At 36.0% G+C, this 24,277-nt stretch carries 22 protein-coding genes and 1 tRNA gene; 18 read left to right on the top strand and 5 right to left on the bottom strand.

The features are described 5' to 3' along the window. Positions 1–16 precede the first annotated feature (16 nt). The 9 genes from trpB to truB all read left to right on the top strand — a co-directional run bounded on the left by trpB (position 17) and on the right by truB (position 8,567). Positions 17–1,210, top strand: a complete 1,194-nt coding sequence (gene trpB / locus J4T76_RS01545; protein ID WP_267355704.1) for a tryptophan synthase subunit beta — start codon at positions 17–19, stop codon at positions 1,208–1,210. Continuing rightward, on the top strand, positions 1,207–2,013 hold the full coding sequence (gene trpA / locus J4T76_RS01540) for a tryptophan synthase subunit alpha (protein WP_267339374.1): 807 nt from the start codon (positions 1,207–1,209) through the stop codon (positions 2,011–2,013). The genes trpB and trpA overlap by 4 nt, the downstream gene beginning before the upstream one ends. Before the next feature lie 208 nt (positions 2,014–2,221). Next, positions 2,222–2,298, top strand: a tRNA-Met gene (locus J4T76_RS01535). Positions 2,299–2,490: 192 nt separating this feature from the next. Continuing rightward, on the top strand, positions 2,491–2,952 hold the full coding sequence (gene rimP / locus J4T76_RS01530; protein ID WP_267339373.1) for a ribosome maturation factor RimP: 462 nt from the start codon (positions 2,491–2,493) through the stop codon (positions 2,950–2,952). 16 nt (positions 2,953–2,968) lie between these two features. Next, positions 2,969–4,444, top strand: coding sequence for a transcription termination factor NusA (nusA, locus tag J4T76_RS01525; RefSeq protein ID WP_267339372.1), 1,476 nt, complete (start codon positions 2,969–2,971; stop codon positions 4,442–4,444). A 17-nt stretch (positions 4,445–4,461) separates the two neighbouring features. Beyond that, the gene (locus J4T76_RS11800; protein ID WP_274460505.1) at positions 4,462–6,156 is read left to right on the top strand and encodes a translation initiation factor IF-2 N-terminal domain-containing protein; all 1,695 of its coding nucleotides are present in this window, start codon (positions 4,462–4,464) and stop codon (positions 6,154–6,156) included. Beyond that, positions 6,054–7,154 carry a translation initiation factor IF-2 gene (gene infB, locus J4T76_RS11795; RefSeq protein WP_274460504.1) on the top strand — a complete coding sequence of 367 codons (1,101 nt, stop codon included), beginning with the start codon at positions 6,054–6,056 and terminating at the stop codon, positions 7,152–7,154. The genes J4T76_RS11800 and infB overlap by 103 nt, the downstream gene beginning before the upstream one ends. Before the next feature lie 65 nt (positions 7,155–7,219). Beyond that, on the top strand, positions 7,220–7,597 hold the full coding sequence (rbfA, locus tag J4T76_RS01510) for a 30S ribosome-binding factor RbfA (protein ID WP_267339370.1): 378 nt from the start codon (positions 7,220–7,222) through the stop codon (positions 7,595–7,597). Positions 7,598–7,664: 67 nt separating this feature from the next. Next, positions 7,665–8,567, top strand: coding sequence for a tRNA pseudouridine(55) synthase TruB (gene truB, locus J4T76_RS01505; protein WP_267354431.1), 903 nt, complete (start codon positions 7,665–7,667; stop codon positions 8,565–8,567). Positions 8,568–8,635: 68 nt separating this feature from the next. Here truB and J4T76_RS01500 read toward each other — a convergent pair whose 3' ends face one another. Further along, positions 8,636–9,682, bottom strand: coding sequence for a LacI family DNA-binding transcriptional regulator (locus J4T76_RS01500; RefSeq protein WP_267339368.1), 1,047 nt, complete (start codon positions 9,680–9,682; stop codon positions 8,636–8,638). A gap of 294 nt (positions 9,683–9,976) precedes the next feature. On the opposite strand from J4T76_RS01500, the gene J4T76_RS01495 reads away from it, so the two are divergent. Genes J4T76_RS01495 through dnaB form a run of 3 tightly spaced genes read left to right on the top strand, consistent with a single transcriptional unit; the run spans position 9,977 to position 13,257 of the window. Then, complete coding sequence (locus J4T76_RS01495; RefSeq protein WP_267339367.1) at positions 9,977–11,011, top strand: aspartate-semialdehyde dehydrogenase; 1,035 nt, start codon at positions 9,977–9,979, stop codon at positions 11,009–11,011. After that, positions 10,998–11,789 carry a tRNA pseudouridine(38-40) synthase TruA gene (truA, locus tag J4T76_RS01490; RefSeq protein ID WP_267339366.1) on the top strand — a complete coding sequence of 264 codons (792 nt, stop codon included), beginning with the start codon at positions 10,998–11,000 and terminating at the stop codon, positions 11,787–11,789. Before J4T76_RS01495 ends, truA begins: the two co-directional genes overlap by 14 nt. A 43-nt stretch (positions 11,790–11,832) precedes the next feature. Beyond that, positions 11,833–13,257, top strand: coding sequence for a replicative DNA helicase (gene dnaB, locus J4T76_RS01485; protein ID WP_267339365.1), 1,425 nt, complete (start codon positions 11,833–11,835; stop codon positions 13,255–13,257). Between the two features lie 65 nt (positions 13,258–13,322). Here dnaB and J4T76_RS01480 read toward each other — a convergent pair whose 3' ends face one another. The 4 genes from J4T76_RS01480 to J4T76_RS01465 are packed head-to-tail and all read right to left on the bottom strand — an operon-like array spanning position 13,323 to position 16,760. Next, positions 13,323–14,159, bottom strand: coding sequence for a metal ABC transporter permease (locus J4T76_RS01480; RefSeq protein ID WP_267339364.1), 837 nt, complete (start codon positions 14,157–14,159; stop codon positions 13,323–13,325). Continuing rightward, on the bottom strand, positions 14,156–15,025 hold the full coding sequence (locus tag J4T76_RS01475) for a metal ABC transporter permease (RefSeq protein WP_416380578.1): 870 nt from the start codon (positions 15,023–15,025) through the stop codon (positions 14,156–14,158). The genes J4T76_RS01480 and J4T76_RS01475 overlap by 4 nt, the downstream gene beginning before the upstream one ends. 14 nt (positions 15,026–15,039) lie before the next feature. Then, positions 15,040–15,918 (bottom strand): manganese/iron ABC transporter ATP-binding protein, encoded by an 879-nt coding sequence (locus tag J4T76_RS01470; RefSeq protein ID WP_267339362.1) that lies wholly within the window; start codon positions 15,916–15,918, stop codon positions 15,040–15,042. Next, positions 15,915–16,760, bottom strand: a complete 846-nt coding sequence (locus J4T76_RS01465) for a metal ABC transporter substrate-binding protein (protein WP_267339721.1) — start codon at positions 16,758–16,760, stop codon at positions 15,915–15,917. The genes J4T76_RS01470 and J4T76_RS01465 overlap by 4 nt, the downstream gene beginning before the upstream one ends. 1,075 nt (positions 16,761–17,835) lie before the next feature. Between J4T76_RS01465 and tssB the strand changes: the two genes are divergently transcribed. From tssB to J4T76_RS01435, 6 genes are all read left to right on the top strand, one after another. After that, the gene (gene tssB / locus J4T76_RS01460; RefSeq protein WP_267339361.1) at positions 17,836–18,336 is read left to right on the top strand and encodes a type VI secretion system contractile sheath small subunit; all 501 of its coding nucleotides are present in this window, start codon (positions 17,836–17,838) and stop codon (positions 18,334–18,336) included. A 73-nt stretch (positions 18,337–18,409) separates the two neighbouring features. After that, the gene (gene tssC, locus J4T76_RS01455; protein WP_267339360.1) at positions 18,410–19,942 is read left to right on the top strand and encodes a type VI secretion system contractile sheath large subunit; all 1,533 of its coding nucleotides are present in this window, start codon (positions 18,410–18,412) and stop codon (positions 19,940–19,942) included. 36 nt (positions 19,943–19,978) lie between these two features. Continuing rightward, the gene (tssK, locus tag J4T76_RS01450) at positions 19,979–21,331 is read left to right on the top strand and encodes a type VI secretion system baseplate subunit TssK (RefSeq protein WP_267355699.1); all 1,353 of its coding nucleotides are present in this window, start codon (positions 19,979–19,981) and stop codon (positions 21,329–21,331) included. 10 nt (positions 21,332–21,341) lie between these two features. After that, a complete protein-coding gene (gene tssL, locus J4T76_RS01445; RefSeq protein ID WP_267339358.1) occupies positions 21,342–22,007 on the top strand; it encodes a type VI secretion system protein TssL, short form in 666 nt (221 codons plus the stop codon). 11 nt (positions 22,008–22,018) lie between these two features. After that, on the top strand, positions 22,019–23,755 hold the full coding sequence (locus J4T76_RS01440; protein ID WP_267354429.1) for an OmpA family protein: 1,737 nt from the start codon (positions 22,019–22,021) through the stop codon (positions 23,753–23,755). Between the two features lie 33 nt (positions 23,756–23,788). Continuing rightward, a complete protein-coding gene (locus J4T76_RS01435) occupies positions 23,789–24,277 on the top strand; it encodes an Hcp family type VI secretion system effector (protein WP_267339356.1) in 489 nt (162 codons plus the stop codon).

Below are 24,277 nucleotides of genomic sequence, written 5' to 3'. Positions count from 1 at the left end.
GTTAAAAGGAATAGTTATGTCAAAATTAAATCCTTATTTTGGTGAGTTTGGTGGGCAGTATGTCCCTCAAATATTGATGCCGGTGCTTGAGCAACTTGAGGATGCTTTTATTGCAGCAATCCATGACCCGAGCTTTCAAAAAGAGTTTAATGATTTATTAGTCAATTATGCCGGTCGACCAACTGCGCTTACTTTATGTAAAAACTTAACTGCAGGTACTAAAACGAAACTCTATTTAAAACGTGAAGATCTTGTACATGGCGGTGCGCATAAGACCAATCAAGTATTAGGGCAAGCGTTACTTGCCAAACGTATGGGCAAAACCGAAATTATTGCCGAAACCGGTGCAGGGCAGCATGGCGTTGCATCAGCACTGGCCTGTGCGTTACTTGGCTTAAAATGCCGTATTTATATGGGCGCAAAAGATGTTAAACGGCAAGCGCCTAATGTGTTTAGAATGCGTTTAATGGGGGCGACTGTGATTCCGGTTGAAACAGGTTCAGCTACCTTGAAAGATGCTTGTAACGAGGCACTGCGTGACTGGTCAGGAAGTTATGAAAAAGCTCACTATATGCTAGGTACCGCAGCAGGTCCACATCCTTTCCCGACTATTGTACGTGAATTTCAGCAGATGATTAGCCGCGAAGCCAAACAGCAAATATTAGAAAAAGAAGGACGTTTGCCTGATGCCGTGATTGCTTGTGTTGGCGGTGGATCTAATGCAATTGGGATGTTTGCGAATTTTATTGAAGAAAAATCAGTACGCTTAATTGGTGTTGAACCGGGTGGACACGGCATTGAAAGCGGTGAACATGGTGCATCATTAAAACATGGTAAATTGGGTATCTACTTTGGTATGAAATCGCCAATGATGCAAACTGATGAAGGACAAATTGAAGAGTCGTATTCGATATCAGCGGGCCTTGATTTTCCATCGGTTGGACCTCAACATGCTTATTTAGATAGTATCGGACGTGCGCAATATGTTTCGATTACCGATGATGAAGCGTTAGATGCCTTTAAAGCGTTGTCGCGTCATGAGGGTATTATTCCTGCGTTAGAATCATCGCATGCTTTAGCTTATGCACTAAAGATGATCAAAGAAAATCCTAATAAAGAACAGCTGTTGATTGTCAATCTATCGGGCCGCGGAGATAAAGATATCTTTACTGTTTATGATATTTTAAAAGCAAAAGGAGAAATTGAATGAACCGTTATCAAAAATTATTTGATAAATTAAATCAAGAAAAGCGGGGCGCATTTGTTCCTTTTGTTCCTGTTGGGGATCCTAATCCAGAACTCTCTTTACAAATAATACAAACTTTAATTGATGCTGGTGCGGATGCATTAGAGCTGGGTATTCCGTTTTCTGACCCTATGGCCGATGGACCAACCATTCAAAATGCGAATATTCGCGCTTTTAAAGGTGGTATTAGTGTTGAAAAATGTTTTGAAATATTAACTCAAATTAGAAACTATCATACTGATATTCCTATTGGCTTACTCATCTATGCTAATTTAGTTTTTAAAAATGGTATTGATAACTTCTATGCGAAATGTGCAAAAGCAGGCGTAGATTCAGTATTAATTGCTGATTTACCGGTTGAGTATGCACAAGAATTTACCAAACATGCAGAAAAATATAAGATTGCGCCAATCTTTATTTGCCCACCAAATGCTGATGACGAAGTTATTAAAAAAATAGCTGAATTGGGTAAAGGTTACACCTATCTTGTGTCACGTGCTGGTGTAACCGGTATTGAAAATCGCGCCAATAAACCTTTAACGCATTTAATCCAAAAATTGACTCAGTACGGCGCGCCGCCAGCGATTCAAGGATTTGGTATCTCAGAACCGTTGCAAGTGAGTGAAGCCATTAAATCTGGTGCTGCTGGGGCTATTGCTGGTTCCGCTACGGTAAAAATTATTGAACATAATCTGAATAACACAGACAAAATGCTAAGCGAATTAGCTCACTTTGTTAAAATCATGAAACAGGCGACAATCAAGTAATCATTATTTAATGAACGCACATTGGTATAATAAACTTTAAAATAGGTTTTTTATACCAATATGAGGTAACCAATTATGCTTAATTTATCTAAATGCATAAGCCAAGTTGTAGTAGGTTATTTTTATAAACTTTAAGCAGAATTGATAAAACTAGCGTGATTTTAAGTTGCATTTTATCCAAAAAGAAGTATAATTCTCAGTCATCTATCGCGGGGTGGAGCAGCTTGGTAGCTCGTCGGGCTCATAACCCGAAGGTCGTTGGTTCAAATCCAGCCCCCGCAACCACTTAAATTTTCATCCATAAATCAATCAACCCTTTTATTGCATGAAAGTTCAACTCAAGTGGCTTCATTATAATGAGTTTTTTAAATGTAGCCTCGCATGTCGAGGTTTTTTTTCGTGTTGTGATTTTAAGCGTAAGTTTAAAAAGAATGTTGGGCTATATGCCCTTTTTTATTTTCTGCAGTGGAGGTTTGTTTGGCTAATATAGAACAGCAATTAACTGATATCATTCAAGAACCAGTAAGTGCACTTGGCTTTGAGTTAGTTGGCGTTGAATACATTCGTGGCCGTTACCCAGTGTTACGAGTTTATATAGATAGTGAAAACGGTATAACTGTTGATGATTGTGCTGATGTAAGCCGACAAATTAGCGCAGTACTTGATGTTGAAGACCCTATCAAAGACGCCTACAATCTTGAAGTTTCATCTCCTGGTATGGATAGACCTCTGTTTACGCTTGAACATTATCAACGTTTTATTGGTGAAGAAGTCACTGTTAGTTTACGTATTCCTGTTGCAAATCGTCGCAAGTGGAAAGGTCGGATAAAATCCATTGATAATGAGATGATTACATTAACGGTGGAAGATAATGATGAAGTGTTTGCTTTTACTAATATACAGAAAGCAAACATAGTACCTAATTTTAACCTTAAATAGAGTACGGGTGTAAAGGATGAATAAAGAAATTTTAGCTGTTGTTGAAGCAGTATCAAATGAAAAAGCACTAACGCGTGACAAAATTTTTGAAGCGTTAGAAACAGCATTAGCAACAGCCACGAAAAAGAAACAGAATGTGGATATTGACGTTATTGTAAAAATCGACCATAAAACAGGTGATTATGACACATTTCGTCGTTGGCATGTTGTGAGTGATGTTACTCAACCAACGAAAGAAATAACATTAGAAGCAGCACAATACGAAGATCCATCAGTACAATTGGGTGATTATGTTCAAGAGCAGATCGAATCAGTAGCATTTGACCGTATTACTACCCAAACAGCTAAACAAGTTATCGTACAAAAAGTACGTGAAGCTGAGCGAGCCATGGTCATTGACATGTTTAGAAATCGCATTGGTGAAATAGTAACCGGTATTGTTAAGAAAACCAACCGTGATAGTGTTATTCTTGATTTAGGGAATAATGCTGATGCAATGATGTTACGTCATGATATGTTACCACGTGAAAATTTTCGCATTGGTGACCGTGTTCGTGGTATTTTATACCTCGTTGAACAAGATAATAAACCAGCACAACTTTGTATTAGTCGCTCTAACCCTGAGATGATGGAAGAATTATTCCGTATCGAAGTGCCAGAAATTGGTGAAGAGATGATTGATATTAAAGGAGTTGCTCGTGATCCAGGATCGCGCGCAAAAATTGCAGTGAGCAGTAATGACCGTCGTATTGATCCAGTGGGTGCTTGTGTCGGTATGCGTGGTGCACGAGTTCAAGCGGTATCAAATGAATTTGGTGGTGAGCGAATCGATATTGTTTTGTGGGATGATAATCCAGCACAATACGTAATTAACGCTATGGCGCCTGCAGATGTGGTGTCAATCGTTGTTGATGAAGATAAGCATACTATGGATGTCGCCGTGAATGCCGATACGTTGCCACAGGCAATTGGTCGAAATGGGCAAAACATTCGTTTAGCATCCCAACTTACGGGTTGGACATTAAATGTTATGAGTACCGAAGATTTACAAGAAAAACATCATGCAGAATCTTTTGCTTCAATTAGTAATTTCATGAAGCATTTAGATATTGAAGAAGATCTTGCACAACTGTTAGTTGAAGAAGGCTTTACTTCACTGGAAGAGCTTGCTTATGTACCAGTTGATGAATTACTTGAAATTGAAGAACTCAATGAAGAACTCGTTGAAGCATTAAGAAGCCGAGCAAAGGATGCATTAACCACAATGGCATTAGCTACTAGTGGTGATAAAAGACCTGCTCAGGATTTATTAGATTTGGCGGGTATGACACAAGAATTGGCCTATCAATTAGCACAACATGACGTAACTACTTTGGAAGATTTAGCTGAACAAGGTACCGACGATCTAGCCGATATTGAGGGTTTAACAAGCAAACAAGCTGGCGATTTTATTATGGCTGCACGTAATATTTGTTGGTTTGCAAATGAATAATTGAGGGAAAGTAATACATGACCAAAGTATCAATCGAAACACTGGCTCAAGAGATAAACACTCCAGTGCAAACACTTTTGCAACAGTTTGCCGATGCGGGCATTAAAAAAACAGCATCAGATACTGTTACACAAAAGGAAAAAGAAGCTTTGCTTGCTCATTTAAATCCTCAGCAAGGTCCGACTAAATTAACGTTGCAACGTAAAACCCATTCAACTTTGAATGTGTCAAGTGCTGGTGGTAAAAGCAAAGAAATTAAAGTAGAAGTCCGTAAAAAACGTACTTTTGTCAAGCGTGATCCTGCTGAAGTCGTAGCACAGCAAGAGAAAGCTCGTCTTGAAGCTGAAAAAATTAAACAAGAAACTGAAATGAAAGCACGTAACGAAGCGGAAGAAAAAGAAAAATTAGCAGCCGCAGAAGAAGCCAGAAAACGTGAAGAAGAAGCGAAAAAGCAAGCTGAAATTCAGGCCCAAGCTCAGGCTGAAGAAGAAAAAACTAAGCAAGTAGCTAAAATTGAACAAGCACACCCAGTGGATCCTAAAGTGAAAAAAGCACAGGAAGAGAAAGCACGTTTAGAAGCCGAAGCTAACGAAATTAAACGAAAAGCAGAAGAAGAAAATCGTCGTAAACTTGAAGAAGATGCTAAACGTATGGCAGAAGAAGCACGTAAATTAGCCGAACAATATAGTGATACTGAAGTGAGTGATAATCCGGATGATGAAGATTATCACGTGACGACTTCAAAATATGCGAGAGCGGCTGAAGATGATACTGATCGTGAAGTCGAAAGCGCTCGTGGGCGTGGTCGCAACGCTAAACAAACTAAACAGAAAAAAGGCAGTAAACTTTCTGAAGGCAAAGCTGAACGTGAAGAAGCGCGTGCAGTTACTCGAAGTGGTCATAAAAAGAAAGGTAAAAGTGCATTGCAACAAAGCTTTAATAAACCAGTGCAAGCGGTTAATCGTGATGTTGTGATTGGTGAAACGATTACGGTTGCTGAATTAGCCAATAAAATGGCTGTTAAAGGTTCAGAAGTCATTAAAACCATGATGAAGATGGGCGCAATGGCAACCATTAACCAAGTTATCGATCAAGAAACCGCTCAGCTTGTTGCTGAAGAAATGGGACATAAAGTTGTGCTTCGTCGTGAAAATGAGCTTGAAGAATCGCTTATGAGCGATCGTGATACTGGAGCAGAAAAGGTTGCACGAGCTCCAGTTGTGACCATTATGGGGCACGTTGACCACGGCAAAACATCGTTACTTGATTATATTCGTAAAGCGAAGGTCGCATCAGGCGAAGCAGGTGGTATAACTCAGCATATCGGTGCTTACCATGTTAAAACCGCAAATGGTGAAATCACTTTCTTAGATACTCCAGGTCATGCGGCATTTACTTCAATGCGTGCCCGTGGTGCGAAAGCGACCGATATTGTGGTGCTTGTCGTTGCAGCTGATGATGGTGTGATGCCACAAACTATTGAGGCTATTCAGCATGCTAAAGCTGCGAATGTGCCAATTGTTGTTGCTGTAAATAAAATTGATAAACCAGAAGCCGATCCTGAGCGCGTAAAAGGTGAACTGGCCCAATATGGCGTTATGTCAGAAGATTGGGGGGGGATACTCAGTTTGTTCATGTTTCGGCTAAAGCAGGTACAGGCATCGACCAACTACTTGAAGCAATCTTATTACAAGCTGAAGTTCTTGAATTAACTGCCTACGAGACTGGAATGGCAAGTGGTGTAGTTATTGAATCATTCCTCGATAAAGGTCGTGGTTCTGTTGCTACTGTACTGGTTCAATCAGGTACGTTACATAAAGGTGATATAGTACTTTGTGGATTTGAGTATGGTCGAATTCGTGCAATGCGTAACGAATTAGGTAAAGAAGTGACCGAAGCTGGTCCATCTATTCCAGTTGAGATTCTCGGTCTATCTGGTGTGCCATCAGCAGGTGATGAAGCAACCGTTGTTCGTGATGAAAAGAAAGCGCGTGAAGTTGCGCTTTATCGACAAGGTAAATTCCGTGATGTGAAATTAGCTCGTCAACAAAAAGCGAAACTTGAAAACATGTTTACCAACATGACTGAGGGTGATGTATCTGAACTTAATATTGTTTTAAAAGCCGATGTTCAAGGTTCAGTTGAAGCAATTTCTGATTCATTACTTAAACTATCAACAGATGAAGTTAAAGTTAAAATTATTGGTTCAGGTGTAGGTGGTATTACTGAAACTGATGCATCACTTGCAGCAGCATCTAATGCAATTATTTTAGGCTTTAATGTACGTGCTGATGCATCTGCACGTAAAGTTATTGAAACAGAAAACTTAGATCTACGCTACTATTCAGTAATATATGATCTCATTGATGAAGTGAAACAAGCAATGAGTGGTATGCTTGCACCTGAGTACAAACAAGAGATCATTGGTCTTGCCGAAGTACGTGACGTCTTTAAATCACCAAAATTTGGTGCGATTGCTGGCTGTATGGTAACTGAAGGTGTGGTTAAGCGTCATAACCCAATTCGTGTATTACGTGATAACGTGGTTATCTATGAAGGCGAACTTGAATCATTACGTCGCTTTAAAGATGATGTTAACGAAGTTCGTAATGGTATGGAATGTGGTATTGGTGTACGTAACTATAATGATGTTCGTGTTGGCGATGCTATTGAAGTCTTTGAAACTATTGAAATCAAACGTACGATTTAGTCATTTCGCTGTCTTTCATAAGCAAGGTTTAGACCTTGCTTATTTATATTTAAAGGAAAATAGATATGGCAAAAGCATTTAATCGTTCATCTCGAGTCGGACATGAATTACAAAAAGAAATTGCAATCATCTTACAACGGGAAATCAAAGATCCTCGTTTAGGTATGGTGACGGTTTCTGGGGTAGATATTTCACGCGATCTTTCCTATGCTAAAGTTTTTGTGACTTTTTTAAATGATGAAGATCCGCGAGTTATTGAACAGGGTTTAAAAGTGCTTAATGATGCTAAAGGCTACATTCGTACTTTAATCGGTAAAGCCATGAGCTTACGTATTATTCCTGAGATTAAATTCTTTTATGATGAGTCTCTGGTTAAAGGTATGCATATGTCTAATTTAGTAACTAATGTTATTAAGCAAGACAACGAGCGTCATAAAGATTAATTTTAAAAATAACTTCTAATTTTTTGTAAAGAAGTTTCAGGTTAACTATACGTTTCAGTATAAAAAGATGATAAACATAAAAAAAACTCGCCGTGATCTTCACGGCGTTTTATTGCTAGATAAACCACAAGGTCTGACGTCAAACGATGCACTGCAAAAAGTAAAACGACTGTTTAAAGCAAAAAAAGCAGGACATACCGGAGCGCTTGATCCATTAGCAACGGGAATGTTACCAATTTGCTTTGGTGAAGCAACCAAATTTTCTCAATACTTGTTAGATTCTGACAAGTGTTATCGTGTTATTGCTAAACTTGGTGAACGAACGGACACTTCTGATGCAGATGGTCAGATTGTGTGTACCAGACCTGTTGAGGTATCCGAATTACAAATTAATCAAGCTTTGACGCATTTTCGTGGTGATATTTTACAAGTACCAACCATGTTTTCAGCATTAAAACATCAAGGTAAGCCACTTTATGAATATGCTCGTCAAGGTATTGTGATTGAACGCCAAGCTAGGCCTATCACTGTATATAAAAATCAATTTATTCAATTTGATGATAAAAAAAATGAATTGACGTTAGAGATACATTGTTCAAAAGGAACTTATATTCGCACCATTGTTGATGATTTGGGTGAACGTCTTGGTTGTGGTGCACATGTTATTTATTTAAGACGTTTACAAGTATCCAATTATCCTATTGAAAATATGGTCACATTAGAAACATTAGAAGATATGATCGATAAAGAACAATTCTTAATGGCTGTTGATAGCCCATTACAAGATTGTCCAAAAGTGATACTGACGCATGCTCAAGGTAATGATATTTTACTGGGGCGAACAATTGAACTTGATAATTGTATACCAGTCGAAACATTGGTAAGAATCTATCAAGATGAACAATTCATTGGAGCAGGTATACAGCTGTTTAATAAATTATCGCCAAAACGCTTAATATCAACTTCGTAATGTTTAATAATGCTTTATCGAATTAATAGACTATATTGAATTATATTAACACGGTATGGTTTGAATTTTTAATAAAAAAATGCCTCAGTATCAATAATATGGTAATGTTTAGTTGATGCCAATTTATTTAATATATAGTGGCAAAGCAATGTTGCTGCTTCTTGCCCCATTTTATACAGGGGTTTATTAATTCGACTTAGTTTATCTAATTCATTATATTGTCTATCTGTTGAGTGGCTAAGGTACGTTATTGTAAGCGGTTTAGGCAATTGAATTTCACTTTCCTTAGCCTGATGTAATGCACCTAAAATGACATTATAATGTGTTGAAAAAAACTCTGATTTTTGACATTGTTCATCTAAATAATTTAGATTGATATGATCACAACAGATAACAGCAGTAGGAGGACTATTACTATTAATTAATTGTTTAACTGCTGCTTTGCCATGCTCATAAGTAAAACAATCTTCAATAAGATAGTCTTTGTTAACGATTAAATTTGCTCTTAACAAAGCTTGTTTATAACCTTGTAAGAAAAGCGTCGAACTGGCTTTATTTTTGTCATTATATAGAACCGCAATTTTAGTATGAGAATTACTTAATAAATATTGGGTTATTTGATGTCCAATTACTAAATGATCAAAATGAACACATATAAAGTTGAGGGAAAAGTGATTAATTAAAACAATAGGCGGTAAAACTTTTTTAAACTTTTCCAGCTCCTGCAAATAAGGTGCGTCATTAATGACTAAAATACCCGCAAAAGAATGTTGACTAATATATTTAATTAGATAATGAATATCTTGTCTCGTATGATAGGGAAAACGAAAGTAAAAAGTTACAAAACCCGCTTTAGTCAATGTTTGCTCTAAACCAAAGTTAATGTGTGTTCTTGTAATAAATTGATTGTCGAGTACCAATATTTTATTACTATCATGATGATCATTACGTGATTTAAAATTTTTATGAATATCAATATTGAGCTCTTCAATAGCTTGATAAACTTTCGATTGTGTTATGGGAGAAGTTAAATGCGGTTTTTTTAAAACTCTCGACACGGAAGCAATGGATAAATTGGCTTGTTTAGCAATGGTGGATAATGTTTTTTTTGCCATAATAGATGATTTTGAATGTGTTTTATAATTGTCTAATTTAGCGATGATTATTCAATTAGTAACTGGAAAAGATCTTTTTTGTCGATCAATATTCCAAAAAATTTATTAGAGATAATAAAAAAATAATTAAAAACGAATGTTAAGTTTTTCTAAAAATCAAGTCTAATCAATTCCTTTTATATGAACGAGGCTAACGAGAACAAATGCCAATATCATGGCAAAATATCTTTTACCGCTATATTTACGATATAGTGATATAATTACCACTAAACTTTTTTATTTGGGTTATTAAATATGTCTGCATGGAATATTGCTATTGTCGGTGCGACAGGACAAGTCGGTTCTGCGCTAATTGAATTGTTACAACAACATTGTGTTCAAACAGACGAGGCACAAAAACATAATTTACAAATTGAAAATCTTTATTTAGTTGGAAGTGATAACAGCGCGGGTGAAATTGTTCGCTTTGCGGGTAAAAACTTAACTGTTATTGATGGTGCACAAATGGATTGGAGTCAGTGTCATTTTGCCTTTTTTGTTGCTGGGGCTGAGACCAGTGAAAAATATGCACAAGTAGTGACTGATTCTGGTTGTGTTGTTATTGATGCCAGTGGTTATTTTGCGACTCAAGATCATATTCCTTTAATTGTGCCAAAAGTGAATAATAATGTGTTAACTGAATATCGTAATGATAATATTGTTGCTGTAGCAAGCGCAACAGTATGCCAGTTATTGCGTTGTGTGGCATCGTTAACCGATACTGACTTACTCACTAACTTACATGCAACCAGTTTTATCCCAGCATCACTCTATGGTAAGCCTGGTGTTGATGAATTAGCAGGGCAAAGTGCACGTTTGCTTAATGGCATGCCAGTTGATAATGCGTTATTTGATAAACAATTGGCTTTTAATTTATTACCAATATCACATGAACGTGATGATATGGCATTAGGTGAAAAATCACAAATTAACCAAATTCGCAAAGTCCTTAATAATTATGATTTACCTGTATCGATCGAATCTGTTGTGGTACCAGTATTTTATGGGCTTGCCCAAGCAATTAATGTATCGAGCAGTTTACCTATTGAATTGGATATGGCGCGATTTGGTGAATATGGTGTTGAAGTACATGAAGATAACTTACCAACACCAGTAACAGAAGTTAGCCCTGAATCCGAATCTCAGTTAACAATTAAATTGGCTAATTTACGACACAGTTATGGGCATTATGAACAAATTCAATTTTGGTCAGTAGCTGACAATGTCCGTTATTTAGGGGCATTAATGTTGATTGAGACCCTTGAGATCTTAATTAATGACTACCTCTAAAATTGCATTAGGAATTGAGTATGATGGCAGTGGCTATTTTGGGTGGCAGCGTCAGCAATCGGTTGATTCTATCCAAGCAAAATTAGAATCAGCCTTGTCGATTGTCGCAAATGAACCCATCAATTTGTTTTGCGCAGGTCGGACTGATGCTGGTGTGCATGCGACAGGACAAGTAGTGCATTTTGAAACCCAAGCTAGACGATCCCAAACAGCTTGGACAATGGGGGTCAATGCACATTTACCGGTAAATATCGCTGTTCGCTGGTCTCAAGTTGTCGATGATAGTTTCCATGCTCGGTTTAGCGCAACAGCTCGGCGTTATCGTTATATCATTTATAATAACCGTTATCGCCCAGCAATTTTAGCTAAAGGTGTATCGCACTATTATTTACCTTTAAATGAGACATTGATGAATCAAGCTGCACAATATCTATTAGGTGAAAATGATTTTTCATCATTTAGAGCGGCACAATGTCAATCACGAACACCTTGGAGAAATGTTCATCATATTGAAGTAATAAGGAAGGGTGAGTATATCCTCGTTGATATCAAAGCGAATGCATTTGTTCACCATATGGTTCGCAATATAGTAGGTAGTTTACTTGAAGTTGGGGTAGGCAATAAACCACCAAAATGGATTGATGAACTTCTACGCGTAAAAGACAGGACTCAAGCAGCAGCAACAGCAAAACCTGAAGGTTTATATTTAGTACAAGTGGATTATCCTAGTGAGTATCAAATACCTAATCTCGCATTAGGACCATTATTTTTAGCGTAAGCCAATAAGCTTAATGATGAATTAGATTAAAAAGATGAACGTAATGAACAAAGATGAAACAAGCTTAAACAGAAATTCAAGAAATCAAGAGGCGAAAAAATCAAATCTACATAACATCAAGATGCCTCCGCATTCAATTGAGGCAGAACAAGCTGTGCTTGGTAGTTTGATGCTTGATAATCAACGTTGGGATACGGTTGCTGAAATGATTATGGATCGCGATTTTTATTCGCGCCATCATCAACTGATTTTTTCTGAAATGCATTCGCTGATAAGCAAAGGTACACCGATAGATTTAATTACTTTATCAGAAAGCTTAGAAAGCAAAGATCTATTAACGGATGTGGGGGGATTTGCTTACTTAGCTGAGCTTTCTAAAAATACGCCAAGTGCGATTAATGTGGTTGCTTATAGTGAGATTATTCGACAACAGGCGATTTTGCGCGAATTAATCAGTGCTTCAAATGAAATCGCAGATAATTGTTATGCTACAGAAGGTCGAGACAGTACTGAAATATTAGATTTAGCAGAAAGTAAAATCTTTCAAATTGCTGAAAGTCGAACAAAGCAGGGCGATGGTCCTAAAAGCATTACTGAAGTGCTTGAAGCAACGGTTGCTAAAATTGAAGAACTATTTCAACGTCCACATGACGGTGTGACAGGTGTTTCAACAGGTTATATTGATTTAGATAAAAAAACCGCTGGGTTACAAAGTTCAGACTTAATCATCATTGCTGCCAGACCATCAATGGGTAAAACCACATTTGCAATGAACTTATGCGAAAATGCGGCAATGACGCAAGAAAAACCTGTATTAATATTCAGTTTAGAGATGCCCTCTGAACAGATAATGATGCGTATGCTTGCCTCATTATCGCGGGTTGATCAAACACGTATTCGAACAGGACAATTGCAAGATGATGACTGGGCAAGAATCTCGAGCACGATGGGACTTTTACTCGAAAAGAAAAATATTTATATTGATGATTCATCAGGTTTAACACCAATGGAATTGCGTTCACGGGCTAGACGTATTTATCGTGAACATAAAGGTTTAAGTATGATTATGGTCGATTATTTACAGTTGATGCGTGTACCCAATATTTCTGAAAACCGAACTTTAGAAATTGCCGAAATTTCTCGCTCATTAAAAGCGTTAGCAAAAGAGTTACAAATACCAGTAGTAGCGCTATCACAGCTAAACCGTAGTTTAGAACAACGAGCGGATAAACGACCAGTTAATTCAGATTTACGTGAATCGGGATCCATTGAACAAGATGCTGACGTAATTATGTTTATTTATCGTGACGAAGTTTATAATGAAGCATCTGAACATAAAGGGATTGCTGAAATTATATTAGGTAAACAGAGAAACGGACCAATTGGTAAAGTTCGCTTAAAATTCCAAGGTCAATTTTCTCGATTTGATAATTATGCCGATTCCAGTAAATATATGGATGATGAATAATTGCCGATTATCAGAAAGGTAGCGTGAGCACACTTATACTCACGCTATAGATAATGTATTCTTAATTAATGCGTTATATTTTTTCTTACAATAAATTGGCAGACTTGTACTGCAAGAAAGATAACAGCTTGCAAAATTACAATACACGCACTGGACGATGCGTCAAAGTAAAAACTAATGAGCGTACCGACAACCGTTGCAAATATCGAAACAATTACTGCTATCAACAGCATTTTTTCAAAACATTTAGTCAACGAAAATGCAATAATACCAGGTGCTATCAGCATTGCAATCACTAATATCACTCCAGCCGTTTTTAAAGAGCTGACGATAGTTAAAGCCAAAACACAAAGTAAACCATAATGTAATAATTTTACAGATAAACCGACAACTTTGGCTTGTACTGGATCGAAACAATACAGAAGTAGATCACGACGCTTAATGATTATTATTGTTGATATTATCGCTGCAATTAATATAATTTGTTTTAAATCATCATAACTGGTACCGAGCACGCTGCCAAATAAGATATGATTTAAATGCTGTGATGTATCTACTTTTGAAAACAACACTAATCCGAACGCAAACATTCCCGAAAACACAATTCCCATTACTGTATCTTCTTTTATCCGGCTATTTTCTTTAATATAGCCAGTGGCAACTGAGCACAATAATCCCGATGCAAATGCACCGAGGATAATTGGAATACCAGCTAAATAGGCAAGCACAATGCCAGGTAATACGGCATGCGATATTGCATCTCCCATTAAAGACCAGCCTTTTAATACCAAAAAACATGAAAGAAGCGCACAAACAATACCTGTTGAAAGTGCAGCTAAAATAGCACGTTGCATAAGAGGAAGAGTAAAAGGGTAATAAAGATATTCCAATATATCTATCATAGATTTCCCCCGTTATTCAAACGGCTTTGCCTTATTCGTAAACGGTTTGATATTAAACCTTGTTTTGGTGCAAACAAAAATACCATTAGGAAAACCAAAGTTTGTAGCGTGACAATAACACCGCCTGTTTCACCATTCAAAAAGTAACTAAAATAAGCCCCAATGGCGCTGGTTGACGCACCAATTACGACGGAAATCATTAACAGTTTAGAAAATCGATTAGTAAGCAAATAGGCTGTTGCTCCGGGAGTGACTACCATAGCAATCACCAAAATCGCTCCAACGGTTTGCAAGGCTGCGACGGTACAAGCACTTAAAATAGTGAAAAAAAGAATTTTGAGATGTAATGGCTTTAGACCTATTGAGCGTGCATGGATTTCGTCAAAAAATACCACTAACAGATCTTTCCAAAAAAATAATAACAAAATTAAAGAAACCAAAATAATAATCTGTACCTGCCACATATCACTATCATCAATGCCTAAAATATTCCCAAAAATAATCGTTTGGGCATTAACTGAAGTTGGATTTAGTGAAATAATTAATAGTCCAATTGCAAAAAAAGTCGAGAAAATAAAGCCAATAATGGCATCTTCCTTTAAGCGAGTAAGGGCGCGGACGAAAGTTATAGATAAGGCAGCAAGTAATCCTGTAAAAAAAGCGCCGATCGAATAAGGTAAACCCAGCGCATAAGCACCTGCAACACCAGGGACCACCGAATGGGATAATGCATCGCCCATTAATGACCAACCTTTCAACATAAGAAACGCTGATAAAAAAGCACAAGAAGCCCCAACAATGCTACTAACCCAAATGGCTTTAAGCATAAAGTTATAGCTAAATGGTTCAAGAAAGAATTCCATTATTGTCATCCTTTTGCTTAATTTTGCTGATCATCGACCAACAGATCTTGGTGTGGTGAATCATCTTTACCTTCTCCATAAAAAATTGCCGCACGCTCATCATCGGTTAAGATGGATACCTTACGAGGATCTTCATCTTGGTGTAATTTTTCGCCAGATAAACTTAGATAACGTAACGCACCACCGAAGGTCGTCATCAAATTTTGAGGGGTAAAGGTCGTTTCGGTTGGTCCGAAAGCCAATACAGTTTGATTAATTAACACGACTTGATCGCAAAATTCTGGCACACTGCCTAAATTATGGGTAGAAACTAAAATAAGATGATTTTCTTTTCTCAAATCTTTCAGCAAATCGATAATGGCATTTTCAGTTTTTACATCAACGCCTGTAAATGGTTCATCAAGCAATAATACTTTACCTTGTTGTGCTAAAGCTCTCGCTAAAAAAACCCTTTTTTTTTGACCTCCTGATAACTCACCTATTTGGCGATGCTTAAATTCCAGCATATTGACGCGTTCGAGTGCAATATCAACCTGTTTTTTATCTTCTTTACTTGGGATGCGAAAAAAAGACATATGACCATAACGACCCATCATAACGACATCCGAAACTAAAACAGGAAAATCCCAATCAACCTCCTCTGTTTGCGGAACATAAGCTATGATATTTTGCTTCAATGCTTGGGCAACCGAAATATCATTAAATGTCACTTGTCCTCGGGTTGGACGAATCATGCCCATAATACTCTTAAATAATGTGGATTTACCGCTACCATTCACTCCCACCAGAGCACAAATGGTACCACCATTAAGACGGAAACTGGCATTATGAATTGCAGTGTGACTATTATTATAAGTCACTGTAATATCATCAACGTTCAAGCATATTTGTGTCATGATTTTTCAAATCCTTGAGCTATGGTTTCAACCGTAACCTTCAAAAGGTCAATATAGGTTGGAACAGGCCCCTCTTTTTTGGAAAGCGAATCAACATAAAGCACACCTCCATACTTCGCTCCCGTTTCTTTACTGACTTGCTTCGCGGGTTTATCAGAAATGGTACTTTCACTAAAAATAACTGGAATTTTATTCGATCTAACTAAATCAATAAGATTTTTAACTTGCTTTGGCGTACCTTGTTGTTCGGCATTAATTGGCCATAAATACGCTTCTTTTAAATTGTAATCACGAGCAAGGTAGCTAAAGGCTCCTTCACTTGTTACTAACCAACGTTGCGTTTCTGGAATTTTAGCTAAACGCTCACGCAATGGGGCATCAAGTGCTTTAATTTTAGCAACATAATTCTGCGCATTTTTATTATAGACAGAAGCATTTTTAGGATCATACTTAACAAGGGCGGCTCGAATGTTTTCAATATAAGTTAAGGCAAGTGTTGGTGACATCCATGCATGAGGATTTGGATTACCTTTATAACTTCCTTCTTGAATTGGCATTGGTTCGATGCCTTTTGTCACAATAACTGATGGAACATCTTTAATATCTTCAAAAAAACGTTTAAACCAAAGTTCCAAATTAAGTCCATTCCATAAAACTAAATCGGCTGAAAGAGCTTTAGTAATATCTTGCGGCGTCGGATCATATTCGTGTATTTCAGCCCCTACTTTAGTGATTGATTCAACGGTTGCAGCATCCCCAGCAACATTTTGAGCAATATCTTGGATGATTGTAAATGTTGTAACAACTTTAAATTTTTTTTCTGCTGCTGAAGACTCGGACATACCTGTTAAAGCAAGCAAAGAGGATAGTATTACTGATAGTAAGGTTTTGCGTCGTTTAAAAAACGTAAACTTCATTAGCGACTCCTGTTGTTTGATATATAACCAAAGTGAAGCAAAATACAGAAAATCAGTGAGAGGTTTTATGATTTAAAAAAGTAAAATCCATTTTACTGATAATTCTTTGGTATTAAATTTATTTAAAAAATTTCACTGCATTAAATAATAATGAGAATTATTATCATTAAATAAGTAAAAGTCAAATTTTTTAAAGTTTCCTAAGTTATACAATGCAAGTTTGAAAGATAAATTATTGTATATAAAATTTAAATTAAAAGTAGTTTGTTCTATCTATATGAATGATAGATATGATAAAAAAGGATATCTTAATGGATTAAAGATTAACCAAGATAAAAATTTTTCTTATGAATACTATCTTTTCATTTGTGATGATTTGTTAATAATTTAACCTTATTTTTTAGCAGAAATAATAATGACAGTAATCATTATTTTTTAAGCTATAAACAATTAAAATCACAAGATGATCAACCTAAACAAATTATTGAATAAGTCTCAATTATTTAATAAAAATTAACTCTATCTGATCAAAAGTAGAATTAAAACGGACATCGATTTTAAAAGCCTAGATAAATCATTCTAAAATTAAAAGTAACATTTCTAATAAATTTATCCAACTTTTTCAACACATTTTTACAAAACGTTGCCTTCATTAAAAATGAAATGCAATTTATCAAGTCAATTTATAAAAAATGTTTTTTTTAAAAAACGATATTACTAATTGAAGATATCACATGAATTTTTATCATGTGAAATTAAATAAAGAAGAATTAAGTTTTTCTTATTCTTTACTAAAAAAAAACCTAATATTAACAGTGAGTTCGTAGATTTTATTTGGATTCAAATGAAATAAGAACTTTTACTTCTAAAAAAATGTTAAATAAAATTAGTCATGAAGGTTGTAAATTGATATTAATTAGTGTAAATTCCAAACAGAAACGGATCAATAATTGATCTCGATGCTAAGATTTATAAAATATAGGGAAATTAAGGAATTAAAATGTCTAATAGTTATCAAAATGAAGTACCTGCCGCACGTGTCAATATTGAACTCGATCTGCATACAGGTGGGGCCAAAAAGAAAGTTGAATTACCGTTAAAAATTTTATCTGTTGGTGATTATGGTCGAGGTAAAGATAAACGCACGCTTTCAGAAAAAGAAAAAGTGTCTATCAACAAGAATAATTTTGATGCAGTGTTAAAAGACTTTAAACCTGAAGCGAAAATTTCTGTTCCTAATACGCTTTCTGATGATGGTAGTGATGTCAGTGTTCATCTCTCTTTTGAATCCATGAATGATTTCTCTCCAGAACAAGTCGCTAAGAAGATCCCTCAATTACGTTCTTTACTTGCAATGCGTAATTTACTCAGAGATTTAAAATCTAATTTACTGGATAATGCAACATTCCGTTATGAACTTGAAAAAATCGTTAAGGATGAACAATTATCTGATGATCTACGGGCTGAATTAGAATCAATTGTGTCTGAAAGTACAAAGTAGTTTCTTTATAAGAATTATTTCAAAAATTAATGATAAATTAGTATGTTATAGCTAAGTATTACGAGAGAAAACAATGGAACAAAAGCAAGAGAATAAAGCTGCTGTGGAGACAGTTTTGCAGGAAACAGGAAGTGTTTACCAATCTTTATTTGATAAAATAAATTTAAATACTATTAAAAAAGTTAGCGACATCGATAAATATGAAGATAACGAAGTTTTGTTTGAAACTTCACAAGATGAACGAGTTACGATGGCCGTTAATATTTTACTTCAGCTAATACAAGGTTCATCTCAAAAAATCGAAAAATTAGATAAGCATTTACTTGATTATCATATCAGTCAAATAGATCAAAAAATCAGCCGTCAACTTGATGTTGTAATGCATAATGAGACTTTTCAAGAAATTGAAGCAACTTGGCGCGGTTTAAAATTTTTAGTTGATCGTACTGACTTCCGTCAAAATGTGAAAATTGAACTACTAGATGTATCTAAAGAAGATCTTCGTCAAGATTTTGAAGATGCACCTGAAATTTCCCAAACAGGGTTTTTCAGACATACTTATATTCAGGAATATGATACACCAGGCGGCGAACCGATTGGCGTAACCATATCAAATTATGAATTTGATCGTAGTTCACAGGATATCGCATTATTACGTAACATTTCTAAAGTTGCAGCATCAGCGCATATGCCATTCATTGGCTCTGCTGGAGCGAAATTTTTTGGTAAAGAGACCATGGAAGAAGTTGCGGCGATCAAAGATATTGGAAACTATTTTGATCGTGCGGAATATACAAAATGGAACAGTTTTCGAGAAACCGATGACTCACGTTATGTTGGGTTAACTTTACCTCGTGTATTAGCACGTTTACCATATGGACCTGATACTGTTCCAGTGCGTAGTTTTAACTATATTGAAGATGTTAAAGGTCTTGATCATGATCGTTATCTTTGGGCTAATGCATCTTATGCTTTTGCAGCAAATATGGCACAAAGTTTTGTTCGTAATGGTTGGTGTGTTCAAATTCGTGGTCCACAAGCTGGGGGATTAGTTGAAGACTTACCAATTCATCTTTATGATTTAGGAACCGGTAATCAAGTTAAAATTCCAACGGAAGTTCTTATTCCTGAAACTCGAGAATTTGAATTTGCTAATTTAGGTTTTATACCGTTATCTTTTTATAAAAATAGAGATTATGCATGTTTCTTCTCTGCTAATTCAACACAAAAACCAGCACTTTATGATACCAAAGAGGCAACGGCAAATAGCCGTATTAATTCTCGTTTACCGTATATTTTCTTATTATCACGTATAGCTCATTATCTTAAAGTAATTCAGCGTGAGAATATTGGTGCAACTAAAGATCGCCGTGTACTCGAACTTGAACTCAATAAATGGATTAGTAATCTTGTTACAGAAATGACCGATCCAAGTGATGAAGTTCAAGCATCGCACCCATTACGAGAAGCAAAAGTAATTGTTGAAGACATCGAGGATAATCCAGGATTTTTCCGTGTTAAAACATTTTTAGTTCCTCATTTCCAGATAGAAGGTATGGATATTAATTTATCAATGGTTTCACAAATGCCAAAAGCTAAAAATTAATATCGATTATAGGAAAAAACTGGAGCCTTAGGATAAATGAAAATATTTCGTCCTTTATGGAATGAAGGCGTCTTTCTGACGCCTCAGCAATTCCAACAACAAGAATTATGGCGGCAATACTCCTCACAAAACTTAATGGCTATGTTAGTAGCTAATCCGTGGGGCGTTAAAAAAATAAATATTGATACACAAGCGCTTTTAATAGACCGTCTTAAAGCTGAATCGATTAGCATTCAGTTTAATGATGGTGTAGTTGTGGATACTGATATTGCTGATAATTTGCCAGAAGCAAGAATGTTAAATGCCAATATTCCTGTTGAACTCAATGAGTTCATTGTTTTAATCGGAATTCCATTATTAAATGCTAATGGTGGGAATTGTCTACAAGATAATCAACGTTTAGAAAGACCCCTTCGTTATCGAAAAGAGTGGGTTGAAGTACCCGATCTTTTTGGTCAAAACACTGAAACCATTGCTGTAGAACGTTATGCATTGACCTTCTTATTTGATTTTGAAGATAATAGTGATTATGTAACCTGTCCAATTGCTCGTTTGAAACGTGATCTTAACGGTCGATTTGTTCTCGATTCACAATACATTCCGCCAATATTAAATCTTTTAACACAAAGTGGCTCACTACTGAAAGAATTAGATCTTTTATGCACTCAGATAGAAGCCAAACGTCAACATTTACTCGGTATGCGCCATGAGCGAAATCAACAAATTGCTGATTTTGAAATAGCGGATGTTTCTTTATTTTGGCTTCTCAATGCATTGAGTTCATATGAACCTCAGCTTAAATTTTTACGCGATAATCCAACAACTCATCCTGAATGTCTTTATCGAACTTTAGTAGCGTTTACCGGTTCTTTATTGACTTTTTCATTAGTACATAGTGTTAATGATATTCCTGCTTATCAGCATGATAATCTTAATAAGGTTTTCCCTCCACTTTTTGAATTGGTGCGTAATGTATTAGAAGAAAGTTTACCTTCACGTGTAATTAAAATTGATTTGGTACATGATCAAGATACCTTATGGACTGGTCGATTGAATGATTCACGCCTGGTTGAGGATGCAGATTTCTACCTGTCAGTTCGTTCAAGTTTGCCTGGCCATGAACTAAATTCACAATTCCCGATACTGTGTAAAGCAGGGGCACCTGATGATGTTAGACAAATTATACATTCAGCACTTTCAGGTATTCCGATTAAAGCATTAAATCATGTTCCAGCAGCAATACCTTTTCGGTTAGAAAACCAATATTTTGCTCTGGATTTGTCTCATAGTTCAGCAAAAAAAATGTTGCTTGCTAGATGTTGCGAATTTTACGTTCCACGGGCAATGCCAGATATTTCATTAGAACTTTTCGCAGTACTGAGATCATAGGGTTAGAGTAATGAATATAGAACCAAAAAAAATTGTTATCGATGAACTATTGCGTGACTCAATATTAGTGGTTGTTGAGTTAAAAGCAAAAGCAAAAATTCCATCAGGGCATAAACTGTATGAACATTGTAAAGAACAAATCAAACGTGTTCGTGAAAGTTTATATAATGCCCAATATAAACAAGATGTTATAGATGATATTAGCTATGCGTTGTGTGCATTATTAGATGAAACAGTTTTACTTTATCAAAGAGATAATCCAAGTGATCAAGGCTATGGTGAATGGCTAGGTGAACCGCTACAAGTCATCTATTTTAATACTAATAATGCAGGTTATGATTTGTTTGAAAAAATTCGTAGTCGTTTAAAAGATGATAAAAAAGAGGAAATTGTTCTAAGTTGCTTTGATAGGGTATTAGGGCTTGGATTCCAGGGATGTTATTTGGGAAAAGCGCAAGCAGAAAGAGATAATCTTATATTAGCGCTTCGAGAAGCCTTGTGTGAATTTGAACCAGAGCAATCGCATCCGCTTATTGAACAAGCTCCGGATCATCGTTATTGGGGACGAAAGACTTTGCTTTTATCTTTAACAGCATTGTCTTTTATTTGTGTGATCTCACTCTATTTTATTTTGAATAATCAACTTGATAATTTAATTGATTCGCTTATTGGTTAAAAAGGGGTTTTATGAGCGATTATCCTAAGCGTATTGTAATTATTCATGCTGCTGTCTTAAGCTTATTATTGTTATTTGTTTTCTTACCAATATCAATCGGTTGGCAGCTTATAGGATCAGCTTTAGTGGTAGTTATAGCTATGGGCATATTATGGCGAATGAAGCGCTATCGAAAAGTACTTGCTTCATCGACAACAAATATTGCATTTTTAACTGAAAAACTTGATTTACTACCGGCAAAACAGCGATATCGTCTGCCTATTTTATTAGTAACAGGAAGTGGGGCGAAAGATTTTTTCCCTGATGATCTATCTTTAGCTCACTCTAATATCTTAGTTTCATCTGAAGCCGTTTGGATCTATGTAGATGAATATTCGCACTTGCCAATAGTTTATGATTCATTAATCGCTAAATGGCCTGATATGCTGGGCAGGATAGGAATTTTTTTAGCTTTGATCCCCGAAATTGAGAATGAACAAGGGATATTGATAGCAAAATTGCAAGCTTTTCGTCAATCTTGGGTTGATACAAGTAAAATTGCAAAATATTCATTACCGGTTTACTTATCGGTACATATTGGATTCAATGATTTAATTTATGATGAAGTTGAATCGATTCCTCCTCAATGGTTTCAAGTTAAAAACCACAATTTGTACTTGCTCGATCGTTATTTATCTCCAATAACCAGTTGGATTAATGACAGTAAAATTTCAACAAAGGAAAGAGAACGTCGATTAAGTCTTCAAGCTTTTTTAAATGAAACAAAAGATTGGATTGAAAAAGTCGTATTGTCAACATTAGCTGATTCTAAACAGCCTGTAGCGAAATGTATGCCAGTTGCCGCGGCTATTTACCCTGTTAATCAAGAGACAGTGAATAATAATATCATTCAAATTCAATGGGAAAGTCTTACAACCATGACGCTCCCTAATACTCGAAAGATACAAGAAAACATCAGTCCTCCAGATGATTTAGTAAAGTATATGCCAATTGCATATCCGTTTTCTCCTATTAGCTCAATGATCTGTGGTTTACTGATTATAACTTCCTTATTTATTATGGGATGTTTAGGGGCATCATTTAAAAATAATATAAAACTGGCTAAGCAAGTTGAAAGTGATATCGTTTTTTATAATTCCATCGCTATGGATAATTATGAAGAAAAACGAAAAGCATTAGAAATTTTAAAAAACGACAGAATAATGTTGAATAAGTATTTCTCACAAGGTGAACCTGTACGCCTAAGTGTTGGATTATACCACGGTCAACAGCTCATAGAACCGTTAAATATTGCAATCAGTAATTACGTTGCTAAACCTCCAGAAGTGAAAGAACCTCAGGTGGTATTACCGATGGTAATACGTTTGGATAGCTTGTCATTATTCGAAACAGGTCAATCAAATTTAAAACCAGATTCGACCAAAATACTGATCAATGCTTTAGTCGAAATGCAAAAACAAATCAATACCAATCAGGAAACAGGATGGCTTATCTTAATAGGTGGACATACCGATTCCACCGGTAATGAGGACAAAAATATACAATTATCATTAGATCGTGCTATTTCGGTTAGAAATTGGTTCATGAAAACAAGCGACATGCCTGAAACCTGTTTTGCCATACAAGGGTATGGCTCAAAAAAACCGTTGGTTGATAACGATACTGTAGAGAATCGTGCCAAAAATCGACGTGTAGAAATAAGCTTAGTTCCTCAAATGTCAAATTGTATTATGACAAAAGAAAACTAAGGGATTTAACTAAAACAAAAAAGGAGTAAAACAATGGCTGTTCCAGCATATATGTTCTTAAAAGATGACGGTGGTGCGGAAATCAAAGGATCTGTAACCGTAGTTGGCCGTGAAGGTAGTGTTGAACTTGTTGAATTTGACCATAAAGTGTACATCCCAACAGATGGCAACACGGGTAAATTAACAGGTACACGTGTTCATAAAGCACTTGAGTTTGTTAAAGAAGTCGATGCTTCATCACCTTATCTTTACAAAGCAGTGACTACTGGTCAAAACTTAAAATCAGTTGAGATCAAATGGTACAAAATTAACGATGCAGGTCAAGAAGTTGAGTATTTTAATACGTTTATGGATGGCGTAAAAGTAGTGTCTGTGAAACCAGAAATGCACAATATCAAAGACCCATCAAAAGAACAATACAATCATTTAGAGCGTGTTGAACTTCGTTATGAAAAAATTACCTGGACTTATAAAGATGGCAACATCATCCACTCAGATAGCTGGGTAGAAAGTCGAGCGTAA

Source organism: Gilliamella sp. B3022 (assembly GCF_028751545.1).
Classification (GTDB): Bacteria; Pseudomonadota; Gammaproteobacteria; order Enterobacterales; family Orbaceae; genus Gilliamella.
The sequence above is the reverse complement of the archived record's forward strand: the minus strand, read 5'-3'. Positions and strand labels throughout refer to the sequence as shown.

Coding starts and splice junctions, on each gene's coding strand:
- nusA (WP_267339372.1), top strand. CDS start 2,969: ATGAATAAAGAAATTTTAGCTGTTGTTGAAGCAGTATCAAATGAAAAA.
- truB (WP_267354431.1), top strand. CDS start 7,665: ATGATAAACATAAAAAAAACTCGCCGTGATCTTCACGGCGTTTTATTG.
- tssK (WP_267355699.1), top strand. CDS start 19,979: ATGAAAATATTTCGTCCTTTATGGAATGAAGGCGTCTTTCTGACGCCT.
- tssB (WP_267339361.1), top strand. CDS start 17,836: ATGTCTAATAGTTATCAAAATGAAGTACCTGCCGCACGTGTCAATATT.
- J4T76_RS01495 (WP_267339367.1), top strand. CDS start 9,977: ATGTCTGCATGGAATATTGCTATTGTCGGTGCGACAGGACAAGTCGGT.
- J4T76_RS01465 (WP_267339721.1), bottom strand. CDS start 16,760: ATGTCCGAGTCTTCAGCAGCAGAAAAAAAATTTAAAGTTGTTACAACA.
- dnaB (WP_267339365.1), top strand. CDS start 11,833: ATGAACAAAGATGAAACAAGCTTAAACAGAAATTCAAGAAATCAAGAG.
- J4T76_RS01500 (WP_267339368.1), bottom strand. CDS start 9,682: ATGGCAAAAAAAACATTATCCACCATTGCTAAACAAGCCAATTTATCC.
- tssL (WP_267339358.1), top strand. CDS start 21,342: ATGAATATAGAACCAAAAAAAATTGTTATCGATGAACTATTGCGTGAC.
- rbfA (WP_267339370.1), top strand. CDS start 7,220: ATGGCAAAAGCATTTAATCGTTCATCTCGAGTCGGACATGAATTACAA.
- J4T76_RS01480 (WP_267339364.1), bottom strand. CDS start 14,159: ATGATAGATATATTGGAATATCTTTATTACCCTTTTACTCTTCCTCTT.
- trpB (WP_267355704.1), top strand. CDS start 17: ATGTCAAAATTAAATCCTTATTTTGGTGAGTTTGGTGGGCAGTATGTC.
- truA (WP_267339366.1), top strand. CDS start 10,998: ATGACTACCTCTAAAATTGCATTAGGAATTGAGTATGATGGCAGTGGC.
- tssC (WP_267339360.1), top strand. CDS start 18,410: ATGGAACAAAAGCAAGAGAATAAAGCTGCTGTGGAGACAGTTTTGCAG.
- J4T76_RS11800 (WP_274460505.1), top strand. CDS start 4,462: ATGACCAAAGTATCAATCGAAACACTGGCTCAAGAGATAAACACTCCA.
- trpA (WP_267339374.1), top strand. CDS start 1,207: ATGAACCGTTATCAAAAATTATTTGATAAATTAAATCAAGAAAAGCGG.
- J4T76_RS01440 (WP_267354429.1), top strand. CDS start 22,019: ATGAGCGATTATCCTAAGCGTATTGTAATTATTCATGCTGCTGTCTTA.
- J4T76_RS01470 (WP_267339362.1), bottom strand. CDS start 15,918: ATGACACAAATATGCTTGAACGTTGATGATATTACAGTGACTTATAAT.
- J4T76_RS01435 (WP_267339356.1), top strand. CDS start 23,789: ATGGCTGTTCCAGCATATATGTTCTTAAAAGATGACGGTGGTGCGGAA.